Annotated in this window: 18 protein-coding genes and 1 pseudogene; 7 read left to right on the top strand and 12 right to left on the bottom strand. The window is 73.2% G+C overall.

Annotated elements, in window-relative coordinates; all coding sequences use genetic code 11:
- Positions 1-62: 62 nt before the first annotated feature.
- The 3 genes and pseudogenes from AB0903_RS20755 to AB0903_RS20765 all read right to left on the bottom strand — a co-directional run bounded on the left by AB0903_RS20755 (position 63) and on the right by AB0903_RS20765 (position 1,832).
- Positions 63-656: a TetR/AcrR family transcriptional regulator gene (locus tag AB0903_RS20755; protein WP_366704805.1), complete on the bottom strand. Its 594-nt coding sequence runs from the start codon at positions 654-656 to the stop codon at positions 63-65.
- Positions 657-706: 50 nt separating this feature from the next.
- A pseudogene (locus AB0903_RS20760) lies at positions 707-941 on the bottom strand (long-chain fatty acid--CoA ligase); the annotation flags it as partial.
- A 126-nt stretch (positions 942-1,067) separates the two neighbouring features.
- A complete protein-coding gene (locus AB0903_RS20765; RefSeq protein WP_366704807.1) occupies positions 1,068-1,832 on the bottom strand; it encodes an SDR family oxidoreductase in 765 nt (254 codons plus the stop codon).
- Positions 1,833-2,017: 185 nt separating this feature from the next.
- Here AB0903_RS20765 and AB0903_RS20770 point away from each other — a divergent pair, with 185 nt between their 5' ends.
- The 3 genes from AB0903_RS20770 (at position 2,018) to AB0903_RS20780 (ending at position 5,524) form a co-directional block, all read left to right on the top strand.
- Positions 2,018-3,256: a DUF1343 domain-containing protein gene (locus AB0903_RS20770; protein ID WP_366704809.1), complete on the top strand. Its 1,239-nt coding sequence runs from the start codon at positions 2,018-2,020 to the stop codon at positions 3,254-3,256.
- A gap of 274 nt (positions 3,257-3,530) precedes the next feature.
- Positions 3,531-4,811, top strand: coding sequence for a serine-threonine protein kinase (locus AB0903_RS20775; RefSeq protein WP_366704939.1), 1,281 nt, complete (start codon positions 3,531-3,533; stop codon positions 4,809-4,811).
- Between the two features lie 101 nt (positions 4,812-4,912).
- Positions 4,913-5,524: a hypothetical protein gene (locus AB0903_RS20780; RefSeq protein ID WP_366704811.1), complete on the top strand. Its 612-nt coding sequence runs from the start codon at positions 4,913-4,915 to the stop codon at positions 5,522-5,524.
- 681 nt (positions 5,525-6,205) lie between these two features.
- Here AB0903_RS20780 and soxR read toward each other — a convergent pair.
- Positions 6,206-6,685 carry a redox-sensitive transcriptional activator SoxR gene (gene soxR / locus AB0903_RS20785; RefSeq protein WP_366704813.1) on the bottom strand — a complete coding sequence of 160 codons (480 nt, stop codon included), beginning with the start codon at positions 6,683-6,685 and terminating at the stop codon, positions 6,206-6,208.
- A 100-nt stretch (positions 6,686-6,785) separates the two neighbouring features.
- Between soxR and AB0903_RS20790 the strand changes: the two genes are divergently transcribed.
- Positions 6,786-7,247: a MaoC family dehydratase gene (locus AB0903_RS20790; RefSeq protein ID WP_366704815.1), complete on the top strand. Its 462-nt coding sequence runs from the start codon at positions 6,786-6,788 to the stop codon at positions 7,245-7,247.
- On the opposite strand, the gene AB0903_RS20795 is transcribed toward AB0903_RS20790, so the two are convergent.
- Positions 7,235-7,873, bottom strand: coding sequence for a TetR/AcrR family transcriptional regulator (locus tag AB0903_RS20795; RefSeq protein ID WP_366704817.1), 639 nt, complete (start codon positions 7,871-7,873; stop codon positions 7,235-7,237). The genes AB0903_RS20790 and AB0903_RS20795 overlap by 13 nt on opposite strands.
- A 157-nt stretch (positions 7,874-8,030) precedes the next feature.
- Complete coding sequence (locus AB0903_RS20800) at positions 8,031-9,182, bottom strand: acyl-CoA dehydrogenase family protein (protein WP_366704819.1); 1,152 nt, start codon at positions 9,180-9,182, stop codon at positions 8,031-8,033.
- Positions 9,183-9,244: 62 nt separating this feature from the next.
- Between AB0903_RS20800 and AB0903_RS20805 the strand changes: the two genes are divergently transcribed.
- Genes AB0903_RS20805 through AB0903_RS20815 form a run of 3 tightly spaced genes read left to right on the top strand, consistent with a single transcriptional unit; the run spans position 9,245 to position 11,679 of the window.
- The gene (locus tag AB0903_RS20805) at positions 9,245-9,931 is read left to right on the top strand and encodes a TetR/AcrR family transcriptional regulator C-terminal domain-containing protein (protein WP_366704821.1); all 687 of its coding nucleotides are present in this window, start codon (positions 9,245-9,247) and stop codon (positions 9,929-9,931) included.
- A 15-nt stretch (positions 9,932-9,946) separates the two neighbouring features.
- A complete protein-coding gene (locus AB0903_RS20810) occupies positions 9,947-10,648 on the top strand; it encodes a helix-turn-helix domain-containing protein (RefSeq protein WP_366704823.1) in 702 nt (233 codons plus the stop codon).
- A 32-nt stretch (positions 10,649-10,680) separates the two neighbouring features.
- Positions 10,681-11,679, top strand: a complete 999-nt coding sequence (locus AB0903_RS20815; protein ID WP_366704825.1) for a DMT family transporter — start codon at positions 10,681-10,683, stop codon at positions 11,677-11,679.
- Here the strand turns inward: AB0903_RS20815 and AB0903_RS20820 are convergent.
- From AB0903_RS20820 to AB0903_RS20845, 6 genes are all read right to left on the bottom strand, one after another.
- On the bottom strand, positions 11,633-11,887 hold the full coding sequence (locus AB0903_RS20820) for a hypothetical protein (protein ID WP_366704827.1): 255 nt from the start codon (positions 11,885-11,887) through the stop codon (positions 11,633-11,635). The two genes, AB0903_RS20815 and AB0903_RS20820, sit on opposite strands and share 47 nt — an antisense overlap.
- A gap of 7 nt (positions 11,888-11,894) precedes the next feature.
- On the bottom strand, positions 11,895-12,974 hold the full coding sequence (locus tag AB0903_RS20825; RefSeq protein WP_366704829.1) for a Zn-dependent alcohol dehydrogenase: 1,080 nt from the start codon (positions 12,972-12,974) through the stop codon (positions 11,895-11,897).
- 41 nt (positions 12,975-13,015) lie between these two features.
- A complete protein-coding gene (locus tag AB0903_RS20830) occupies positions 13,016-14,410 on the bottom strand; it encodes an aldehyde dehydrogenase family protein (protein ID WP_366704831.1) in 1,395 nt (464 codons plus the stop codon).
- Positions 14,411-14,551: 141 nt separating this feature from the next.
- Positions 14,552-15,886, bottom strand: coding sequence for an ABC transporter ATP-binding protein (locus tag AB0903_RS20835; RefSeq protein ID WP_366704833.1), 1,335 nt, complete (start codon positions 15,884-15,886; stop codon positions 14,552-14,554).
- 253 nt (positions 15,887-16,139) lie between these two features.
- Positions 16,140-16,982 carry a class F sortase gene (locus tag AB0903_RS20840; protein WP_366704835.1) on the bottom strand — a complete coding sequence of 281 codons (843 nt, stop codon included), beginning with the start codon at positions 16,980-16,982 and terminating at the stop codon, positions 16,140-16,142.
- A 67-nt stretch (positions 16,983-17,049) separates the two neighbouring features.
- A complete protein-coding gene (locus AB0903_RS20845) occupies positions 17,050-17,742 on the bottom strand; it encodes a hypothetical protein (protein WP_366704837.1) in 693 nt (230 codons plus the stop codon).
- Between the last annotated feature and the right edge of the window lie 578 nt (positions 17,743-18,320).

The raw sequence follows: 18,320 nt of genomic DNA on the forward strand, positions 1-18,320 counted from the left end.
CAGCATCCGCGCGCCGTTCCCGGTGCCCGCCGCCAGCGCGAAGCCGATCGCGCCGGGGCCGGCTACGGCCGCAGCGACCGCAGGAGCAGGTCGGCCAGGTGGTCGGCGACCTGCTGCTTGGTCAGGGGGCCCTCGGGGCGGAACCACGTCGACAGGTGGTGGACCGAACCGAAGTGGTAGTCGACGACGAGGTCGGCCGGGGTGGCGGAGGAGAAGACGCCGCTCTCCTGCCCCTCCTCCACCAGCGCGCGGAAGCGCTCGTGGTACCTGCGGCGTTCGGCGCGTACCTGCTTGAGCTTCTCGGGGCTCAGATGGTGCATGGAGCGGAAGAAGATGTGGGCGTCGTCGAGGTTCTCGATGGTGGTGACGACGACGTCCGCCGCCGCGCCGCGCAGCCGGGCCTCCACCGGCTCGTCGGCGTCCGCGTAGGCGTCGAGCCGCTGCTGCTGGAGGCGCAGCACGCGGGCGTAGACCTCGTGGAGGAGGTCCTCCTTGGAGCCGAAGTAGTGGTACAGCGCCCCCTTGGTGACACCGGCCGCCTCCACGATCTCCTGCACCGACGTGCGGTCGTAGCCGCGTTCGGCGAAGAGCCGGGTGGCAGCGGCCAGCAGCCTCTGCGGCACGGGGGTGCCGCCCCCGTCCGTCGTCCTGGCCATTGCCGCCACCCGCCCTTCTTTCCGCATCTCCGTGCCGTTTCCGCTGCGTGTTACGCCGGGGAACGCAGTTCTCGCCCGAGGATCTTCCCACTTGTCGTCTTCGGCATCTCCGGCAGCACCTCGACTTCGCGCGGGTACTTGTGGGCGGCCGGCCGCTCGGCGCGGTACGCGCGGTGCTCGGCGGCAACGGCGCACACCCCGGGACGCGGGCTGACGAACGCCTTCACGCTCTCACCGCGGCAGGCACCCCGGGACGCCGGCGACGGGCGAGTGCCGGACGGGCGGGTCGCATGGGCCCGGGGGGCGCGGCGGCGGCGCGGAAGGCGTGCACCACGGGCGTCGGCCGGGTCGATCGGCGCCCGCAGGGCGTCGGCGAGGTGCGGGAGGCAGGGCCTAACGGTGGGATCGAGTTCACCGGCCGGTTCCCTCCCACTTCTGCTGGATGCGGTTCATGCCGACGAGCCACCGGTCGTTGTGTGTCGCGCGGGCCGCGTAGTACTCGGCGACCTCGGGGTGCGGAAGGACCAGGAAGCGGTCCTCGGCCATGGCTTCGAAAAGGGAGTCGGCCACGTCCTCCGGTTCGATGGCGGTCGGCGCGAGGACCAGTTCACCGGCCGTGCCGGCGGCGGTCAGCATGTCGGTGCGTACGCCCTGGGGGCAGATGGCGTGGACCTTGAGGCCGCGGTGCCGGTAGGTGAGGGAGAGCCACTCGGCGTAGGCGAGGGCGCCGTGCTTGGTGACGCTGTAGGGGGCCGCGCCGATCATCGTGAGCAGGCCGGCGGCGGAGACGGTGGAGACGAAGCGTCCGCTGCCGCGCTCGAGCCAGTCGGGCAGCAGGGCCCGGCTCGCGCGTACGTGCGCCATGACGTTGACGTCCCAGGCGGCGGCCCATACGTCCTCGTCGGCGAAGGCGTCCCCGCCGGAGGCGAGTCCGGCGTTGGCGCAGTAGACGTCGACGACGCCGCCGAGGGCTTCGCGTGCCTCGTCCACGATCCTGGAGGCGTCGCCCGGTACGGCGGTCGCGCCGATCTCGTCGGCGACGGCCCCGGCCTTGCCGGCGTCGATGTCGTTGACGACGACCCGGGCGCCCTCCGCGGCGAACCGGCGGGCCAGCGCGGCCCCGATGCCGCCGCCCGCGCCCGTGACCACGACTCCGGCGCCCTGCACCGTACTCATCGGCTCCGCCTCTTCCCGGCTCTCTCGTCCACCGGCCACCGTCAACCGGCCTGCGGGCAGACTAACCAGTCGGTATGTCGGGACGGAAGAGGGCGGCACCACCGGGTGCCGGGGTCGTTCCCCGGGGCCGACATGAGCGCTAGCGTGCAGTGGTCATGACACACGGCGTTCACGGAGGTACCTCTATGAGCCTGTCCAGACGGGGTTTGCTGGTGGCGGGCGGCGCGGCGGGCGCCCTGGCCGCCGTCCCCGCGTCCGCCGCGGCCCACACGGGCCGCGCCCGGGTCCGCACCGGTTTCGAACGCCTGGCCGCCGACGGGTACGCGGCGCTGTCCGGGCAGCGGGTCGGAGTCGTCACCAACCCGACGGGCATCGCCCGGGACGTGCGCCACATCGTGGACGTGATGCACGCCGACGACCGCGTGGACCTCGTCGCCGTCTTCGGTCCCGAGCACGGCTTCCGCGGCACCGCGCAGGCAGGCGGATCCGAGGGCCGCTACGACGACCCTGCGACCGGGCTGCCCGTCTACGACACGTACCTCAAGAGCGGGCAGCCGCTCGCCGACATCTTCACGGCCTCCGGCGTGGACACCGTCGTCTTCGACATCCAGGACGCGGGCGCCCGCTTCTACACGTACATCTGGACACTCTTCGACTGCATGCAGTCGGCGGCGCTCGCCGGCAAGCGCCTCGTCGTCCTCGACCGGCCGAACCCGGTGACCGGCCGGGCGGCGCTCGGGCCGGTGCTCGACAAGGCGTTCGCGACCTTCGTGGGCCGTGAGCCCGTCTCGCAGGCGCACGGCATGACGGTCGGCGAGCTGGCGCTGCTGTTCAACGGCGAGTTCCTCACCCGGCCCGTCGAACTCGGGATCGTGACGATGAAGGGCTGGCGGCGGCACGACTTCTTCGACGAGACGGGCCTGCCCTGGGTCCCGCCGAGCCCCAACATGCCCACACCGGAGACCGCGCTGGTCTACTCGGGCACCTGCCTGTTCGAGGGGACGAACCTCTCCGAGGGCCGCGGCACCACGCGCCCGTTCGAACTGCTGGGCGCGGAGGGGATCGGCCCGGCCTGGGCCCGGGCCGCGAACGCGCTCGACCTGCCGGGCGTCCGTCTCCGCGAGGCGTACTTCACGCCCACCTTCTCGAAGTTCCAGGGGAAGACGGTCGGCGGCGTCCAGCTCCACGTCCACGACCGCAGGTCCTACGACCCGGTGCGGACGGGCATCGCCCTCCTGGTGACCGCGAAGCGCAGCTGGAGCGGCTTCGCCTGGCGCTCCGACAACTGGATCGACAAGCTGACGGGCTCCGCCAAGGTGCGCACCCTGATCGACGCGGGCGCGGACACCGACGAGGTGGTGGGCGCGTGGCAGGAGGAGTTGACGGCCTTCCGGGCCGTACGGAAGCGGTACCTGCGCTACTGACCCCACCGCTTCCCGCGTGGCCCGCCGCCCGAGGGGCCTTCCGCGTACCGCTCGACGGGCCTCCCGCGCGTGGCCGGTACGTGCCCGGCCGCCGAGGGGCGCCGGTGGCGGCCGGCCGGCCGAACGGGAGGCGCTGCGGCTGGTCGGCTCGTACGACTGCCGGTCCCTCCGCATCCGCGTCGTCGCGGCCGGCCGTCTCCGACTCTCGCGGGGTATGGCTGTATCCCCCCTTGCGCAGGATGCTGGGACAGTGAACGCAAGGGGAGGGCGGGCCATGGCGGGGACGGGTGTTCGGCCGTACCGGGAGATCTGCTTCGACGCGGACGGTGATCCGGACGGCGGGCCGTACGACGTACCCGCCGGTCCGGAGCTCACGGATCTCGTGGTGTTCGCCCACGGCTGGAACAACTCCTCCGCCATCGCCCGCCGACTGCATCTGGCGTTCTTCGCGCCCTTCCCCGGACTCCTGGCGGCCGCGCCGGGCGTACGCGTCGGGTACGCCGGGGTGCTGTGGCCGTCGATGCGGTTCCCCGACGAGCCGTTCCCCGGCGCGGAGCCGCGGGGCGGGGAAGCACCGGCGACGGACCCGGGACTGGGCAAGACGACGCGGGACCTGCTCTCCTGCCTGTTCCCCGGCCACGGGGCGACGGTGGACCGGCTGGCGTGGCTCCTCACTGAACGACCTGACTCCCGGGGGGCGTTCGCCGAGTTCGGGATGCTGGCCCGGCAGCTGACCGCGGCCCCGCCCGGCGGGTTGGAGGCGGCCTTCGCGGAGGATCTGCCGCGGGACGAGCAGAGCCCGCCGGCCGTCCTGTACGAGGACACGCTCACGCTCTGCGGCCGGCTCGCGGCGGCCCTCGACCCGACGGCGCCCGACGGCGGCCGGCCCGCGGCCTGGCGCGGCGCGAAGGAACTGCTGCGCCAGGCGACGTACTACGCGATGAAGCGGCGCGCCGGCGCCATCGGCGAACTGGGTCTCGGCCCGCTGCTGGGCCGGCTGTCGCGGTCCGCGCCCCACCTGCGGGTGCATCTCGTCGGCCATGGCCACGGCGGGCGACTGGTCGCGTTCGCGCTGCGCGGGTTGCCCGAGGGGGCCCACAACGTGAAGTCGGTGACACTGCTCCAGGCGGCGTTCTCGCACTACGCGTTCGCCACCGGGCTCCCGCACGCCCCGCACCGCTGCGGTGCGCTCGGCGCGCTCCAGCACCGGGTGAGCGGGCCGGTGGTGGCATGCCATTCGCGGTACGACACCGCCCTCGGAGTGTTCTACCCGCTGGCGTCGAGCCTCGCCGGCGACCCGGCCGCCGCGGCCGACCGGCGTTGGTGGGCTATGGGCCATGGCGGGATCCGGGCCGTCGCGGGCACGCCACGGCTGACGCTGGCAGAGGCGCTGCGCGACGGACTGCCGCCGTCGGGCTGCGTCAATGTCGACGCCTGTGCCGTGGTGCGCCGCGGATGGCCGCCGACGGGCGCGCACGGCGACATCTGCCATGAAGAACTCGCCCGGGTGGTGCTGACCGCGGGCCGGATCGGGGGCCCCCGGCCGGGGTCGTGATCCGGTCGAAGCGGCACCTTCTTCTTTTCGATGGAGCCGAAACGGGCACTCCTACGTCCATTCTTCAACGCCGATGTACCAGCGACGGAGGTGGCAGGGCGATGGCCGGTTTCCGGAGTCTCGCGAGACAGGTGCGCGACCCACGGTGTGATCTGGCGCTACGGCGCTACTCACTGCGCAAATGCCTGGAACGGTTCGCCCCTTACGGGCACCGTGCCACATGGGACCACCTGTGCGGCAGGCACCGTATCGACCCGGAGGACAGGGCCCCGGATCCGGCGCGGCTGGTGGCCGCGCTCGAGGAACTGGAAGAGGCGCGGGCCGTCTGGCTCGCCTACGAGGACAACTTCGCGGACCGCCGCAAACGGGAGAAGCACAACGGCTTGCGGCGGCCCGGTCACATCGACGACTGGCACCGCAGGACCTGGGGCGGCAACGGGGTGGCCCGCTGCGACACACCGGCCGAGCACCCGTCCGCGCCCCTCGGCGAGGTGCTGCGCCGGCTGATCGCCGCGCTGGAGGCGGAGCCGGGGGACGCGTGCCCGGTGTGCGGTGGGACGCACATCGTGTGGCGCCGGGACCTGGAGCACGAACCGTGGACCGGCCCGGTCTGCACCGGCTGCGGGATCGTCGTCCCGCAGCCCGTGCTGACGCCGCAGGCCACAGCCGCGGCGAAGCACGCGGGGCGGCGCGAACTCGCGCCGGTGGCATGACGCCCGCGGGTTCCGGGCCAGGCGCCCGGAACCCGTCGGCCGGCCTCAAGTACCCGACGCCGCGGCCCACATGTGATCGGTCCGGCGCTTCTCGTACGGCAGGGACGGCAGTCCGGCCCTGAACACGGGCATCGGGGCGGCGCCGCCGGCACGCAGCCGCCGCGGCGCGTGCTCGGCAAGCCATGCCCAAAGTCCGCGAGGGTTCGTCCCGGGAGTGGTCGCACCACCCGGCACGTCGTCGGGCAGTGCCACGCCCGCTGTCCGCGACAGCGCCGTCCCCTCCGGCAGACGGCACCGGCCGCAACCCTTCTCAGCGGGGCCGGTCACCTCGGCGAAGACCCTGCGTACGCGCCCCACCGCCGCGTCAGTGGTGAAGAGGCCGTGGGTGCCACGTCTCGTCGGGTGGTCCGCTCGCGGCTCCCGCCGGCCGAAGGGCGCCACGTCGGCGGGATCGACGTCCGATGGGCCGACGGGATTCGGTGGCGCCACAGTTGGCGGCGATGCGAACCACCGCCGAGAAGCCCTGGGGTGTCGACGCTGCGGCGTATCCGAACCGCAAGGGCGGTACACAGTGCGAGGAGCCCGATCGTCACCGGGCGGGGTCCGGTGGGACGCGACCACGGAGGCGGGCCCGCCACGGGGGTGCGGACCCGCCTCGTCCTGTTCCGGTGCCGTCGTGCGTCAGGCGCCTTCGCTCTTGGAGCCCGGCCGCTCCGGCAGCAGTCGCGAGCCGGTGCGCTGCTCGCCGAAGACGTCGTCCGGGTTGGACAGGACGCAGTTCTCCAGGGAGAGGCAGCCGCAGCCGATGCAGTCGGTCAGATGGTCCCTGAGCCGGCCGAGCTGCTTGATCCGCTCGTCCAGCTCCCCGCGCCACGCCTCGGAGAGCCGGGCCCAGTCGTCGCGGTCGGGCGTCCGCTCCTCCGGCAGTTCCGCGAGGGCCTTCCTGATGGTGGCGAGGGGGATGCCGACCCGCTGGGCGGCGCGAACGAAGGCGACCCGGCGGAGCGTGTCCCTGCTGTAGCGGCGCTGGTTGCCGCTGGTGCGGCGGCTGGTGATCAGGCCCTTGGACTCGTAGAAGTGCAGGGCGGACACGGCGGCGCCGCTGCGCGCGGAGAGCTGGCCGACCGTGAGCTCGTGGATCTTCTCTGGAATCTGCGGCACCCCGCGAAGCCTACTGGTCCGTCGTTGACAGAACGGCGCCTGCCCAACCATGCTGAGCAAGCGCTTAGACATCAGTCGTCGAGAGGCAGGGGCCAGGGACATGGCAGAGCCGAGGATCTTCACCTCCCCCGAGGAGCTGCGCGCCGGGGTCGGCGAGCAGCTGGGACACAGCGACTGGCTGGAGGTCGACCAGAAGCGGATCGACCTCTTCGCCGACGCCACCGGTGACCACCAGTGGATCCATGTGGACCCCGAGCGCGCCGCGAGCGGCCCCTTCGGCACGACGATCGCCCACGGCTATCTGACGCTGTCGCTGCTGCCCGCGCTGGTGCCGCAGGTCCTGCGGGTCGAGGGCATGAAGATGGGCATCAACTACGGCACCGACAAGGTCCGTTTCCCCGCCCCCGTGCCCGTGGGCTCGCGGCTGCGCGCGACGGCCGTGCTGCGGGGCGTCGACGAGGTGGGAGGCGGCGTGCAGGTGACCGCCCTCGTCACGATCGAACGCGAGGGCGGCGACAAGCCGGTGTGCGTGGCGGAGTCGCTGTCCCGCTACTTCTTCTGAGCGCCCACCATCCGCAGGACGAGGTCGGCGTAGAGTGCGCCGACCTCGTCGGGCGTCCGGCGGCCCTGGGTGTTGAACCAGCGCGCCACGTCGATGCAGAGCGACAGCACCGCGACCGTGGTGCCGGGCACGTCGGGCACGTCGAACTCGCCCGTCTCGACCCCTTCACTGAGGATGCGGCGCACCACGGCGTCACTCTGCCTGCGCAGTCCGAAGATCTCGGTGCGGTGCGCTTCGCTGAGCGCGTCGAGCTCGTACTGCACGACACGGGCGGTGGTGTGCCGGCCGGCGTGCCAGCGGACGAACGAGCGTACGGCGTCGGCGAGCCGCTCGGTGGGCGTGCCGGCGCCGTCGTACGCGGCGCCCAGGATCTCGAGGGCCTTGTCGTGCCCGATCCGGCTGATCCGGTGGAGCAGCTCTTCCTTCGTCTTGTAGTGGATGTAGAGCGCGGCCGGGCTCATGCCGGCGCGGCCGGCGATGTCCCGGGTGGTGGTGGCGTGGTAACCGCGCTCGGCGAAAGCCTCGACGGCGGCGACGAGCAGTTTCCTCGCCGCGTCCGGAGTCACCTCGTCCCAGGACTGCACCTCGCCGGGCGCCCCGTCCGCCGTCTCGTCCGCCGCACTCATCGCTCGTTCGCCCCTTCCGTGGCACAGGACGAACACCATACCCCGAAGGTGAGCAAGCGCTTAGAGCTTGTCCATGGCATGCGAGGCGCCCGAGGGCGGCTCCGGGCCGGACGGGTGGGGCACACGACCGGCCTCGGAACACGGCGCGCGACCGCCCTCAGAACGCGGAAACCCCGGTCAGCGCGCGTCCGATGATCAGCTTCTGGATCTGGCTGGTGCCCTCGTAGAGGGTCATCACACGGGCGTCGCGCAGCAGCTTGCCGACGGGATACTCGTCGATGTAGCCGTAGCCGCCGAAGACCTGGAGGGCGTTGTTGGCGGCGCGCACGGCCGCCTCCGAGGCGAACAGCTTCGCCTTGGACGCGGCGGTGGCGAACTCCTCTTCCCGGTCGATCAGATCGGCGACGCTCCAGGTCAGCAGCCGGGCCGCGTCCACGTCGACGGCGATGTCGCTGATCAGCTCCTGGACCAGCTGGTAGTGCGCGATGGACCTGCCGAACTGCTCGCGCTCCCTCGCGTAGCCGACGGCGGCCTCCAGGGCCGCCTGCGCGATGCCGACGCACCCTGCCGCGACGGACATCCGGCCCTTGGCGAGGGCGGACATGGCGATAAAGAAGCCCTTGCCCTCGGGGCCGAGCAGGGCCGAGCCCGGGACCCGGACGTCTTCGAGCACCAACTCGGCGGTGGCCTGGCCGCGCAACCCGAGCTTGCCGTGGATCGTGCGGCGGCCGAGGCCGGGGCTGTCGGTGGGGACGAGGAAGGCGGAGACGCCCTTGCGGCCGGGAGCGTCGCCGGTCCGGGCGAACAGGAGCACCACGTCGGCCCAGGTGCCGTTGGTGATGAACATCTTGGAGCCGTTGATCACCCAGTCGGCGCCGTCACGGACGGCCCTGGTGGCGAGGCTGCCCGCGTCCGACCCGGTGCCGGGCTCGGTGAGACCGAAGCAGCCGAGCGCGTCGCCCGCGGTGAGCCGCGGCAGCCAGTGACGCTTCTGCTCCTCGGTGCCGTACGACGCGATCGTCTTGGTGACCAGGCCCAGCGAGACCGAGACGATACCGCGCACCGAGGAGTCGCCACGGCCGAGCTCCTCCGTGACGAGGCAGTACGAGAGGTGGTCGCCGCCGGAGCCGCCGTACTCCTCTTCGACGGTGAGCCCGAGGAAGCCGAGGTCGCCCAGTTTCTTCACGATGGCCCGGTCGACGTTCTCGGCACGGTCCCACTCGACGACGTGCGGGGTGATCTCGCGGTCGACGAAGTCCCTCGCCAGCCGGCGGACGGCGGTCCGCTCCTCACCGAGCTCCAGGTCCATGCGAGGCACCCACCTTTAACTATCACTGCTAGTTTCTTTTTCCCGGGCCTACTATGTGCCGCATGGCCCGACCGCGCAAGCCCCTCCTCAGCAGAGACCGCATCGTCGCGACGGCGAGCGCGCTCGTGGACGCCGAGGGACTCGACGCCGTCTCCACCCGCCGGCTCGCCGCCGAACTGGGCGTCAGCGGCCCGTCGCTCTACAACCACTTCCGCAACAAGGACGAGATCCTCGACGCCGTCGCCGACGCGGTCAGCGCCCGTGTCGACCTGTCGATGTTCGACGAGGACGACGGCCGCGACTGGCGCACCGCCCTGCACGACTGGGCCGTCTCCTACCGCGCCGCTCTGAGCGCCCACCCCAACACCGTCCCGGTGCTCGCCCGCGGCCCGGGCCGCCGCCCGGCCGGCCTGAAGGTCGCCGACGCCGTGTTCGGCGCGATGGTCCGCGCCGGCTGGCCCCCCGCCCACGCCACCCGCATCGGCGCGCTGATGCGCTACTTCATCACCGGCTCCGCCCTCGGCTCCTTCGCCCGCGGCTTCGTCGACGACGCCACGGCCTACGACCCGGCCGACTACCCGCACCTGGGCCAGGCCCACCTGCTCGCGCAGCGGCAGGAGCGGGTCGACGAGGGCGCGTTCGAGACCGGCCTGCGGGCCCTGCTCGACGGGCTGGCACTGCAGTACGAGGCGGTCGGGCAGAACGCCGCCCCGCACGGCACCCTTCGGCACGCGCCGAAGGGTGGCTGACGCATCCTGGGAGGCATGACCTCCTCCCGTGATCTCGCCGCCTTCGCGGCGCTGCTCGCCGACGAGACCCGGGCGGGCTTCGCACTCGCGCTGCTCGACGGGCGCGCCTGGACCGCCGGGGAACTCGCGCGGCACGCCGGGGTCGCCGCGTCCACCGCGAGCGAACACCTCGGCAAACTGGTGTCGGGCGGACTTCTCTCACAGGAACGGCAGGGCAGGCACCGGTATGTGCGGCTCGCCGACGAGCGGGTGGCGCAGCTGGTCGAGGAGGTGGCCGCGTACGCCGGACCGCCGGGACCGGCCCGGCCGCCGCGGTCGCTGCGCGAGTCGACCGCGGCCGCCGCGATGGCCCGCGGCCGCACCTGCTACGACCATCTGGCCGGGCGGCTCGGCATCACCGTCACCCGGGCCATGACCACCCGCGGCCTGCTGCGCCAGGACACCGGCTTCGCGCTCACCGAGGCGGGCACGGGCTGGTTCGCCGAGCTGGGCGTCCCGCTCGACGGGGCGGGGCGGCGGCCGCTGGCCCGTGGCTGCCTCGACTGGACCGAACGCCGGCCGCACCTCGCCGGCCTGGCGGGCGCACGGCTGTGCCGGCACGCGCTGGACAGCGGGTGGTGCGTACGCATCGGATCCGAACGGGCGGTGAAGGTGACCCCGGACGGCGAGCAGGCGCTGCACACGCTGCTCGGCATCGACCCGGCGATATTGCGGTGAGTGCCGACCGGTCCGCGCCGTACGGTCCTGCCATGACGAAGCGAAACCGCCACCCCGAGTGGCCCGCGCTGGTGGCCGCCGGCGTGACCGTCGTGCTGTGGGCCTCGGCCTTCGTGTCCATCCGCAGCGCCGGCGAGGCGTACTCCCCCGGCGCGCTCGCCCTCGGCCGGCTGCTCGCGGGATCGCTCGCTCTCGCCTGCGTGTTGCTGATCCGTCGCGAGGGCCTGCCGCCGCGCGCCGCGTGGCCCGGGATCGCCGTGTCCGGACTGCTCTGGTTCGGCGTCTACATGGTGGTCCTCAACTGGGGCGAGCAGCAGGTCGACGCGGGTACGGCGGCGATGGTGGTGAACATCGGCCCGGTCCTCATCGCCCTGCTCGGCGCCCGGCTGCTCGGCGAGGTCCTGCCGCCCCGGCTGGTGGCGGGCATGGCCGTCTCGTTCGCCGGGGCGGTGGTGGTCGGCTGGTCGATGTCCGGGGACGGCGGGGCCTCTGCGCTGGGGGTCCTGCTGTGCCTGGTGGCCGCGGTGGGGTACGCGGGCGGCGTGGTGGCGCAGAAGCCGGCGCTGGCGCACGGCAGCGCCCTCCAGGTGACGACGTTCGGGTGCCTGGTGGGCACGGTGGCGTGTCTGCCGTTCGCGGGGCAGCTCGTCGGCCAGGCCGCGAACGCATCCGTGTCCGCGACGCTCAACATGGTCTACCTGGGCGTCTTCCCGACCGCGCTGGCCTTCACGACCTGGGCGTACGCGCTGGCCCGTACGACGGCCGGCCGCATGGGCGCGACCACGTACGCCGTGCCCGCGCTGGTGGTGCTGATGTCGTGGCTGGCCCTGGACGAGGTCCCGGGGCCGCTGACCCTGGCGGGCGGCGCGCTGTGCCTGGCCGGTGTCGCCGTCTCGCGCTCCCGGGCCCGCTCCCGGCCGCGGTCGGTGGGCGCGGCCGGGAGCGGGGAGCACAGCAAGGGCAACACGGGGAGCGGGGAGGCCGTCAGCCCTCCGCGGACGCCTTCGCGGCCCGGGACGCCAGGATCCTGATCGGGACGGGGGCGACCACTGCCGGCCCGATGGTGCGGGCCGACAACGCCATCGAGATCCCGGTCGCCTCCGACGGCAGGACCATGAGGAACGGCGCCGGGCCGCCACCGAGGACGGCGGCGGCCCGACAGCCGAGGGACGCCCGGTGCGGGGCGTCTCCATGGTGGCCTGCGGCGCCGGGCAGGACGAGCCCGGCCCCGCAGGTCACCGCAGGGTCAGAACACCACCAGCGCCCGCCCGCCCTTGCCCGCCAGCATGTTCTCGAACGCGGCCGGGATGCCCTCCAGGGCGATCCGTTCCGTGACGAGCGCACTCACGTCCAGCCTGCCCGCGCGGATGTGGTCCGCGAGGACCGGGAGATCGGCGGCCGGGTCGGAGTTGCCGTAGACACAGCCCGACAGGGTGCGGCCCCAGTGGAAGAGTTCCAGCGCGTGGAACGTGACCTGCTGGTCCTTGCCGCCGATGCCGACGACCACCGTGCGGCCGCCGCGGCGGGTGGAGTCCCACGCGGCGCGGATCGTCGCTGCGCGGCCGACGCACTCGACGGCCACGTCCGCGCCCCGCTTGCCGGTCAGTGCCCGGATCTCCCTCGCCGTGGTGTCGGAGGCGACGACGTACTCGGTGGCACCGGCCCGTCGGGCGAGTTCCTCCTTCTCGGGGGAGACGTCGACGGCGATCACGGGGCCCGCGCCCGCGATGCGGGCCGACTGGAGGGTGGCGAGCCCGACCCCTCCGGCGCCGAAGACCACGACGGACTCGCCCTCGCGCACCCGCGCGGCGTTGTGGACGGCGCCGTAGCCGGTGAGGACGGCGCAGCCGAGCAGGGCGGCGTCGGTGAGGGGAACGCCGTCGGGGACGGGCAGGACGCAGTTCGCGGCGACGACCGTCTCGTCGGCGAACGCCGCGACGTTCAGGCCGGGATGCAGGTCGGTGCCGTCCGCCGCCGCCGCGTGCACCCGGCCCGCACCGGTCAGCGCGTCGGCGCACAGCCACACCTCGCCGATCCCGCAGGCGTGGCAGCTGCCGCAGGAGGGCGCCCAGTTGAGGACGACCTTGTCGCCGGGCGCGACATGGGTGACACCGTCGCCGACGGAGACGACCGTACCGGCGCCCTCGTGGCCGAGTACGGCGGGGACGGGCACCCGCATGGTGCCGTTGGACAGGGACAGGTCGGAGTGGCACACCCCGGCGGCGGCGAGCCTGACGCGGACCTGGCCCGGGCCGGGCTCCGGCAGGGAGATCTCCGCGATCTCCAGGGGAGCGCCGACGGCGGGCAGGACGGCTGCACGGACCACGATGGTTTCCTTACCGCTCAGAGCTGGGGACGGGAGAGCTGTCAGAACTGGAGGGACTTGGTCTGGAGGTACTCGGCCAGACCGTGCGGACCGAGCTCGCGGCCGACGCCGGACTGCTTGTAGCCCCCGAACGGCGCCAGCGGGTTGAAGCGGCCGCCGTTGACGTCGACCTGGCCGGTGTCCATCCGGCGCGCGAAGGCGACGGCCTCTGCGTCGTCGCCCGCCCACACTGCGCCGGCGAGCCCGTAGACGGTGCCGTTGGCGATGGCGAGGGCATCCTCCTCGTCGTCGTACTTCATGAGCGAGAGGACCGGCCCGAAGATCTCCTCCTGGGCGATGGTCATGTCGGCCGTGACGTCGGCGAAGACGGTGGGGCTGACGTAGTAGCCGCTCTCCAGCGGCGCGTCGGGGCCGCCGGCGACGAGCCGGGCGCCCTCGGCGATCCCCTTGGCGATGTAGCCCCGGACCCGCTCCTGCTGCTTGGCGTTGACGAGCGGGCCGACCCGCTCGCCGGGGACGTACTTGGCGACGGCGGCCGCGGCGAGCTCCACGGCCTCGTCGTACCGGTCGCGGTGGACGAGCATCCGGGTCCAGGCACTGCACGTCTGGCCGGAGTTGGACATCACGTTGGCGACACCGACGTTCACCGCCTTCGCGAGGTCGGCACTCGGCAGGATCACATTGGCGGACTTGCCGCCGAGTTCGAGCGCGACGCGCTTGATCGCGCCGCCCGCCGTCGCGCCGATCCGCCGGCCGACGGCGGTGGAGCCGGTGAAGGACACCAGGTCGACGCCCTCGTGCTCGGCGAGTGCCTGGCCGGCCACCGGCCCGAGCCCGGTGACGAGGTTGAACACGCCCGCCGGGACGCCCGCGGCGCCGACGGCCTCGGCGAAGAGCTGCGCGGTCAGCGGGGTGTCCTCCGCGGGCTTGAGCACGACGGTGCAGCCCGTCGCCAGTGCGGGGGCGACCTTGGCGACGATCTGGTGCAGGGGGTAGTTCCACGGGGTGATCGCGCCGACGACACCGACCGGCTCCATCAGCACGGTGGAGTTGCCGATCTTCTCCTCGAAGGCGTACGAGCCGGCGAGTTCCGCGTAGGACCCGGCGACCATGACGGGCAGGCCGGCATGGACCGAGCGGGCCAGGGCGGGCGGGGCGCCGAGTTCCGCGGTGACCGTCTCCGCGATCTCCTCCGTCCGCCGTCCGAGCTCGTCGCGGAGGGCCGCGAGGCACCGGGCCCGCTCGGCGGGCGCCGTCGCCGCCCAGACGGGGAAGGCGGCACGGGCGGCGCGTACGGCGGCGTCGACATCCTCCGCCGTGCCGGCCGGGACATGCGCGATGATCTGCTCGTCCGCCGGATTGACGACCGCTATCGTGTCCGGTGCCGCGGCCGGCCGCCACTGGCCGCCGATGTACATACCGTCGTGGGCCTTCATCGCTCTCCTCCACGCCTGGGGTACCGTCCGCCCCCAAACTAGCGCCGTTAGTTTTATGGCGCCAGAGGCTCCCGGCGTGCCGCCCGCCACTGTCCCGGCGGGCGCGGGGTCTCGATCCGCCGGGCACACCCGGCCGGGGGCTCAGGCGTCGAGACCCGGCAGGTCCACGGGGGCCGGGCAGATGCGGCGGCCCTGGTTGTCGAAGACGTAGAGGTGGGCGAGGTCGACGAGGAGCGGCACCTGTGCGCCGGCGCGCAGCCGGAGGTCCGGGCCGCTGCGGACGACGAGGTCGCTCGGGTCGGCCGTCCGCCGCTCGTGAACAGCGGCCGGGTCCGGTGGGTCGAGTACCGCGACCGGCCCCGCGACCTGTGCGATCGCGCGGTCCTTCAGCCGGGTCAGCACTCCCGGGCCGACGTTTCCGCGCCGGCGTACGGCCGACTGAGGGCGCCGCGGCGACTCCAGCTCGGCGACCACGGCGGGCCGGGAGCCGGTGCTGAAATGCACCAGCGTCTCGTGCCCCTGGTACTCGGCGTGTTCGACGATCCCGGTGAGCGCGACCTCCCCCGGGCGGGCCTGACTGGGCGGCGCGACCCGGACGGCCTCCGACCGCAGGCCCACGATGATCTGCCGTCCCTGCTGGATGCGGAGCAACTGGTGGTCGGGGCTGAGGGGCTCGGGCAGCGGCAGCCGCTGGCGACCCAGATCGATGGACATCCTGCCGTCCAGCGGCGCGTGGACGACGGCCTGGAGCAGGTTGATCCGGGGCGTGCCGATGAACGCGGCGACGAAGACGTTCGCCGGCAGGGCGTAGGTGTCACGGGGGGTGCCGACCTGCTGGAGCACTCCGCCGCGCATCACCGCGACCCGGTCGCCCAAGGACATCGCCTCCGCCTGGTCGTGGGTGACGTAGACGGTCGTGACGCCCAACTCGGCGGTGAGACGCGCTATTTCGGCCCGCAGATGGTTGCGCAGTTTGGCGTCGAGGTTGGAGAGCGGCTCGTCCATCAGGAAGACGGAGGGCCGCCTCGAGATGGCCCGGCCCATCGCCACGCGCTGGCGTTCGCCCCCGGAGAGCTGTGCGGGGAAGCGGTCGAGGAGGTCCTCGATGCCGAGCATCCTGGCGGTGGCCTCGACCCGGGGGTTGCGGTCGGCCCTCGGGTTCTCCAGCTTCAGCGGAAAACCGATGTTGTCCCGGTTGGTCATGCTGGGGTAGAGCGCGAAGTTCTGGAAGACCATGGCCATGTCGCGTTCCCGTGGCGGGATGTCGTTGGCGTACTCGCCGTCCAGCAGCAGCTCGCCCTCCGTGATGTCCTCCAGTCCGGCGATCATCCGCAGCACGGTCGACTTGCCGCAGCCCGAGGGGCCCAGCAGGACGAGGAACTCCCCCGGTGCGACACCGAGGGAGAAGCGGTCGACGGCACGGGGAGCACGGCCGTATCTCTTGCTGACGTTGTGCAGAGCGATGGCGCGAGTCATAGGGTCCCGCCCGGGAGGAGAAGGGGCAGCTGCGTCGCCAGAAGCTAGCCCACCGCGTGCCGTCAGGGAATGGATCGCGCACGGCGGAAGATGCGCTTGTTACACATGTGTCCACCATCCGAGACCGGCCATCGGGCTGCCCGGGGCCCTGTCCCGTGCGAGGCGCCCGGCCCGCGCGCCTCGCACCCACGCCCGGGAACCGCCGCGGGACCGCCGGGACACGCCCCGGCCGACCCCGCGTACCACTCGGCGGTCAGACCTGTCTCACGTCCGTGAGGTGCGCGAAGACGACGACGTTGGCGGCGTACCCCGTCTTCTTGTCGAAACTGCCGCCGCAGGTCAGCAGCCGCAGTTCGGGCCGGCCGGTGTGGCCGTACACCTCGGCGTCGGGGAACTCCTTCTTCTTGTAGGTGCGCACCTTGTCGACGGTGAACACGGCCGTGCGCCGGTCCGCGCGTACGACGTCGACCCTGTCGCCCGGCTTCAGTGCGTTGAGGTTGAGGAAGATGGCGGGGCCGGTCTTGGTGTCGCGGTGTCCGACCAGCAGGGAGGTGCCCCTCTCCCCGGGCGCGGGGCCGTCGCGGTACCAGCCGACGATGCGCGGGTCGTCGACCGGGGGCGCCGTGAGCCGGCCGTGGCGGTCGAGACCGAGCCCCATGACGGGCGACTCGATGGTGATGGCCCGGATCGACAGCTTCTTCGCCGGCGAGCGCGGCAGGGCGGGCGCCGTACCCCGGCCCACCGCACCCTTCTTCGCAACCGATGCCGGCTCGGGGGCCGGCGTCGCGGCGGCCTGCTTCCCGGCGACCGGCGTGGGCGCCGTACCCGCGGTGCGCGTGGTGAGCGGCGGCAGGTCGATGACGTTCGAGCCGCCGCGACCTGCCGTGCCGACGTGGCGGGGAGCGCCGGGGTCCCCGGGGGCGCTGCCGCCCCCTGCCTTGCCGTCCTTCGTGTCGGCCCCGTCGCCGGCGGCGGTCCCGTCGGCGACCGGCTCGCCGACCGCGAGCGGTCTGTCCGCCGCGACGGTGACCTGCGACGCGTCCGGGGGCGGGTCCTCGCACCCCCGGACGACGCCGGTGACCAGGGTGGCCGTCACGCTGAGCGTGATGGTCAGACGACAGGCGCGGCTGGGTCCGCGTCGACGGCGGCGGCGACGGCGGACGTTACGCGGCGCCATGGGCGCGGCGGCGGGCCCGTCGGACGACGACCAGTCCGGCCAGTCCGGCGGCACCGGCGACGAGCGCGGTGCTCATACCGGCGGAGGAGCCGTCGTCCCCGCCCGCACCGCCGTCGTCCGCCATGCCGCCGCCGCCCGCGGGCACGGCGCCGTGCGGCGAGCCCTTGCCGCTCTTGGACCAGTCCGTGCTGTTCTGGTCGTCCTGGATCTTGTCCTTCTCCTGGCCCTTGGCGCCGTGCTTGTCACCGTACTTGTCGCAGTCGACGGTGAAGACCTTCTGCTTGGTCTCGGGCGGCGGGCCCGGGATCGTCCAGGTGAGCAGGTAGTCGCCGTCGGGAAGCGCGTACTCCTCGGTGTGGCCACGTCCCGCGATGAGCGCGATGGAGTCGTTCAGCGTCGGCCCGGAGGCCGTCGGTGGCTGCGGGGTGATGGTCCACTCGAGCAGTTCGACGCTCTCGAAGTTGAACGCGCTGAGGCTGAACCTGCAGACGCCCTTGATGTCGTCCCGGGTGTCCCAGTGCGGGACGCCGGCCTTGTGGATCTTGAGGTCGCCGCTGTCGCCGGGCTGGGCGAACGCCGCCGGCGCCCCCGCCAGCGTCACGCCGGCGTAGGCCAGAACGGCGAGGGCGGCGGCCCCCGTGCGGACACGGCGGGGGCGGAGAGTTGCGGTCCTGCTCATGCGAGGCTCCTTCAAGCCGATGCGATTGTCATACTGATCACGCGATCGCCTGACTAGATGTCACGGATTCGGCAGGAAGAAGCGTCAAAACGCTGAGAAGCCGTCAGAAATGCCCCCACTAGCGGACACGATGTGTATGCCGACCGGGCGACTGGCCTCGGCAGCGCCGCGGGCCGCCGTCCTCGGCCGCGCCCGGCACCCCTTCGACAGGTGCGCGCCCCGTTAGCACCCTCCACACGACGGCCGCGCCCGGCACGAGGAGCACCGCGCCCGGTGTCGTGAAGGGTGCGGACGTACGGCGCCCCGGTGGCCGGCCCGGCGGGGGCGGGCACGGCCGTGTGGCCCTGGACGGCGCTCCGCCGGGCGCAGGGGGCAGCGCCCGAACGCGCCCGGTTCGTAGCCGCCTGCCCCACCGTCGTCAGGGGCGGCGGCTGTCCGGCGTCCAGGCGGAAGCCGAGCGCCGCCGGCATCGGCGCGAGCCCCCACAGCGGCGCGATGCACGGCCACCTTCGCCGCCCGGCCGCCCGGCTCGCCACCGGCACCCTCCGTCCGGCGCTCGACACGCCACAGCGAGGTCG

It is taken from the genome of Streptomyces sp. NPDC048389, from assembly GCF_040706335.1.
Classification (GTDB): Bacteria; Actinomycetota; Actinomycetes; order Streptomycetales; family Streptomycetaceae; genus Streptomyces.

Bases quoted from the DNA above. Each gene is read 5' to 3' on its own strand.
- AB0903_RS20830 (WP_366704831.1), bottom strand. From the start codon at position 14,410: ATGAAGGCCCACGACGGTATGTACATCGGCGGCCAGTGGCGGCCGGCC.
- AB0903_RS20835 (WP_366704833.1), bottom strand. From the start codon at position 15,886: ATGACTCGCGCCATCGCTCTGCACAACGTCAGCAAGAGATACGGCCGT.
- AB0903_RS20775 (WP_366704939.1), top strand. From the start codon at position 3,531: ATGGCGGGGACGGGTGTTCGGCCGTACCGGGAGATCTGCTTCGACGCG.
- AB0903_RS20810 (WP_366704823.1), top strand. From the start codon at position 9,947: ATGACCTCCTCCCGTGATCTCGCCGCCTTCGCGGCGCTGCTCGCCGAC.
- AB0903_RS20755 (WP_366704805.1), bottom strand. From the start codon at position 656: ATGGCCAGGACGACGGACGGGGGCGGCACCCCCGTGCCGCAGAGGCTG.
- AB0903_RS20790 (WP_366704815.1), top strand. From the start codon at position 6,786: ATGGCAGAGCCGAGGATCTTCACCTCCCCCGAGGAGCTGCGCGCCGGG.
- AB0903_RS20765 (WP_366704807.1), bottom strand. From the start codon at position 1,832: ATGAGTACGGTGCAGGGCGCCGGAGTCGTGGTCACGGGCGCGGGCGGC.
- AB0903_RS20780 (WP_366704811.1), top strand. From the start codon at position 4,913: ATGGCCGGTTTCCGGAGTCTCGCGAGACAGGTGCGCGACCCACGGTGT.
- AB0903_RS20845 (WP_366704837.1), bottom strand. From the start codon at position 17,742: ATGAGCAGGACCGCAACTCTCCGCCCCCGCCGTGTCCGCACGGGGGCC.
- AB0903_RS20805 (WP_366704821.1), top strand. From the start codon at position 9,245: ATGGCCCGACCGCGCAAGCCCCTCCTCAGCAGAGACCGCATCGTCGCG.
- AB0903_RS20815 (WP_366704825.1), top strand. From the start codon at position 10,681: ATGACGAAGCGAAACCGCCACCCCGAGTGGCCCGCGCTGGTGGCCGCC.
- AB0903_RS20770 (WP_366704809.1), top strand. From the start codon at position 2,018: ATGAGCCTGTCCAGACGGGGTTTGCTGGTGGCGGGCGGCGCGGCGGGC.
- AB0903_RS20795 (WP_366704817.1), bottom strand. From the start codon at position 7,873: ATGAGTGCGGCGGACGAGACGGCGGACGGGGCGCCCGGCGAGGTGCAG.
- AB0903_RS20800 (WP_366704819.1), bottom strand. From the start codon at position 9,182: ATGGACCTGGAGCTCGGTGAGGAGCGGACCGCCGTCCGCCGGCTGGCG.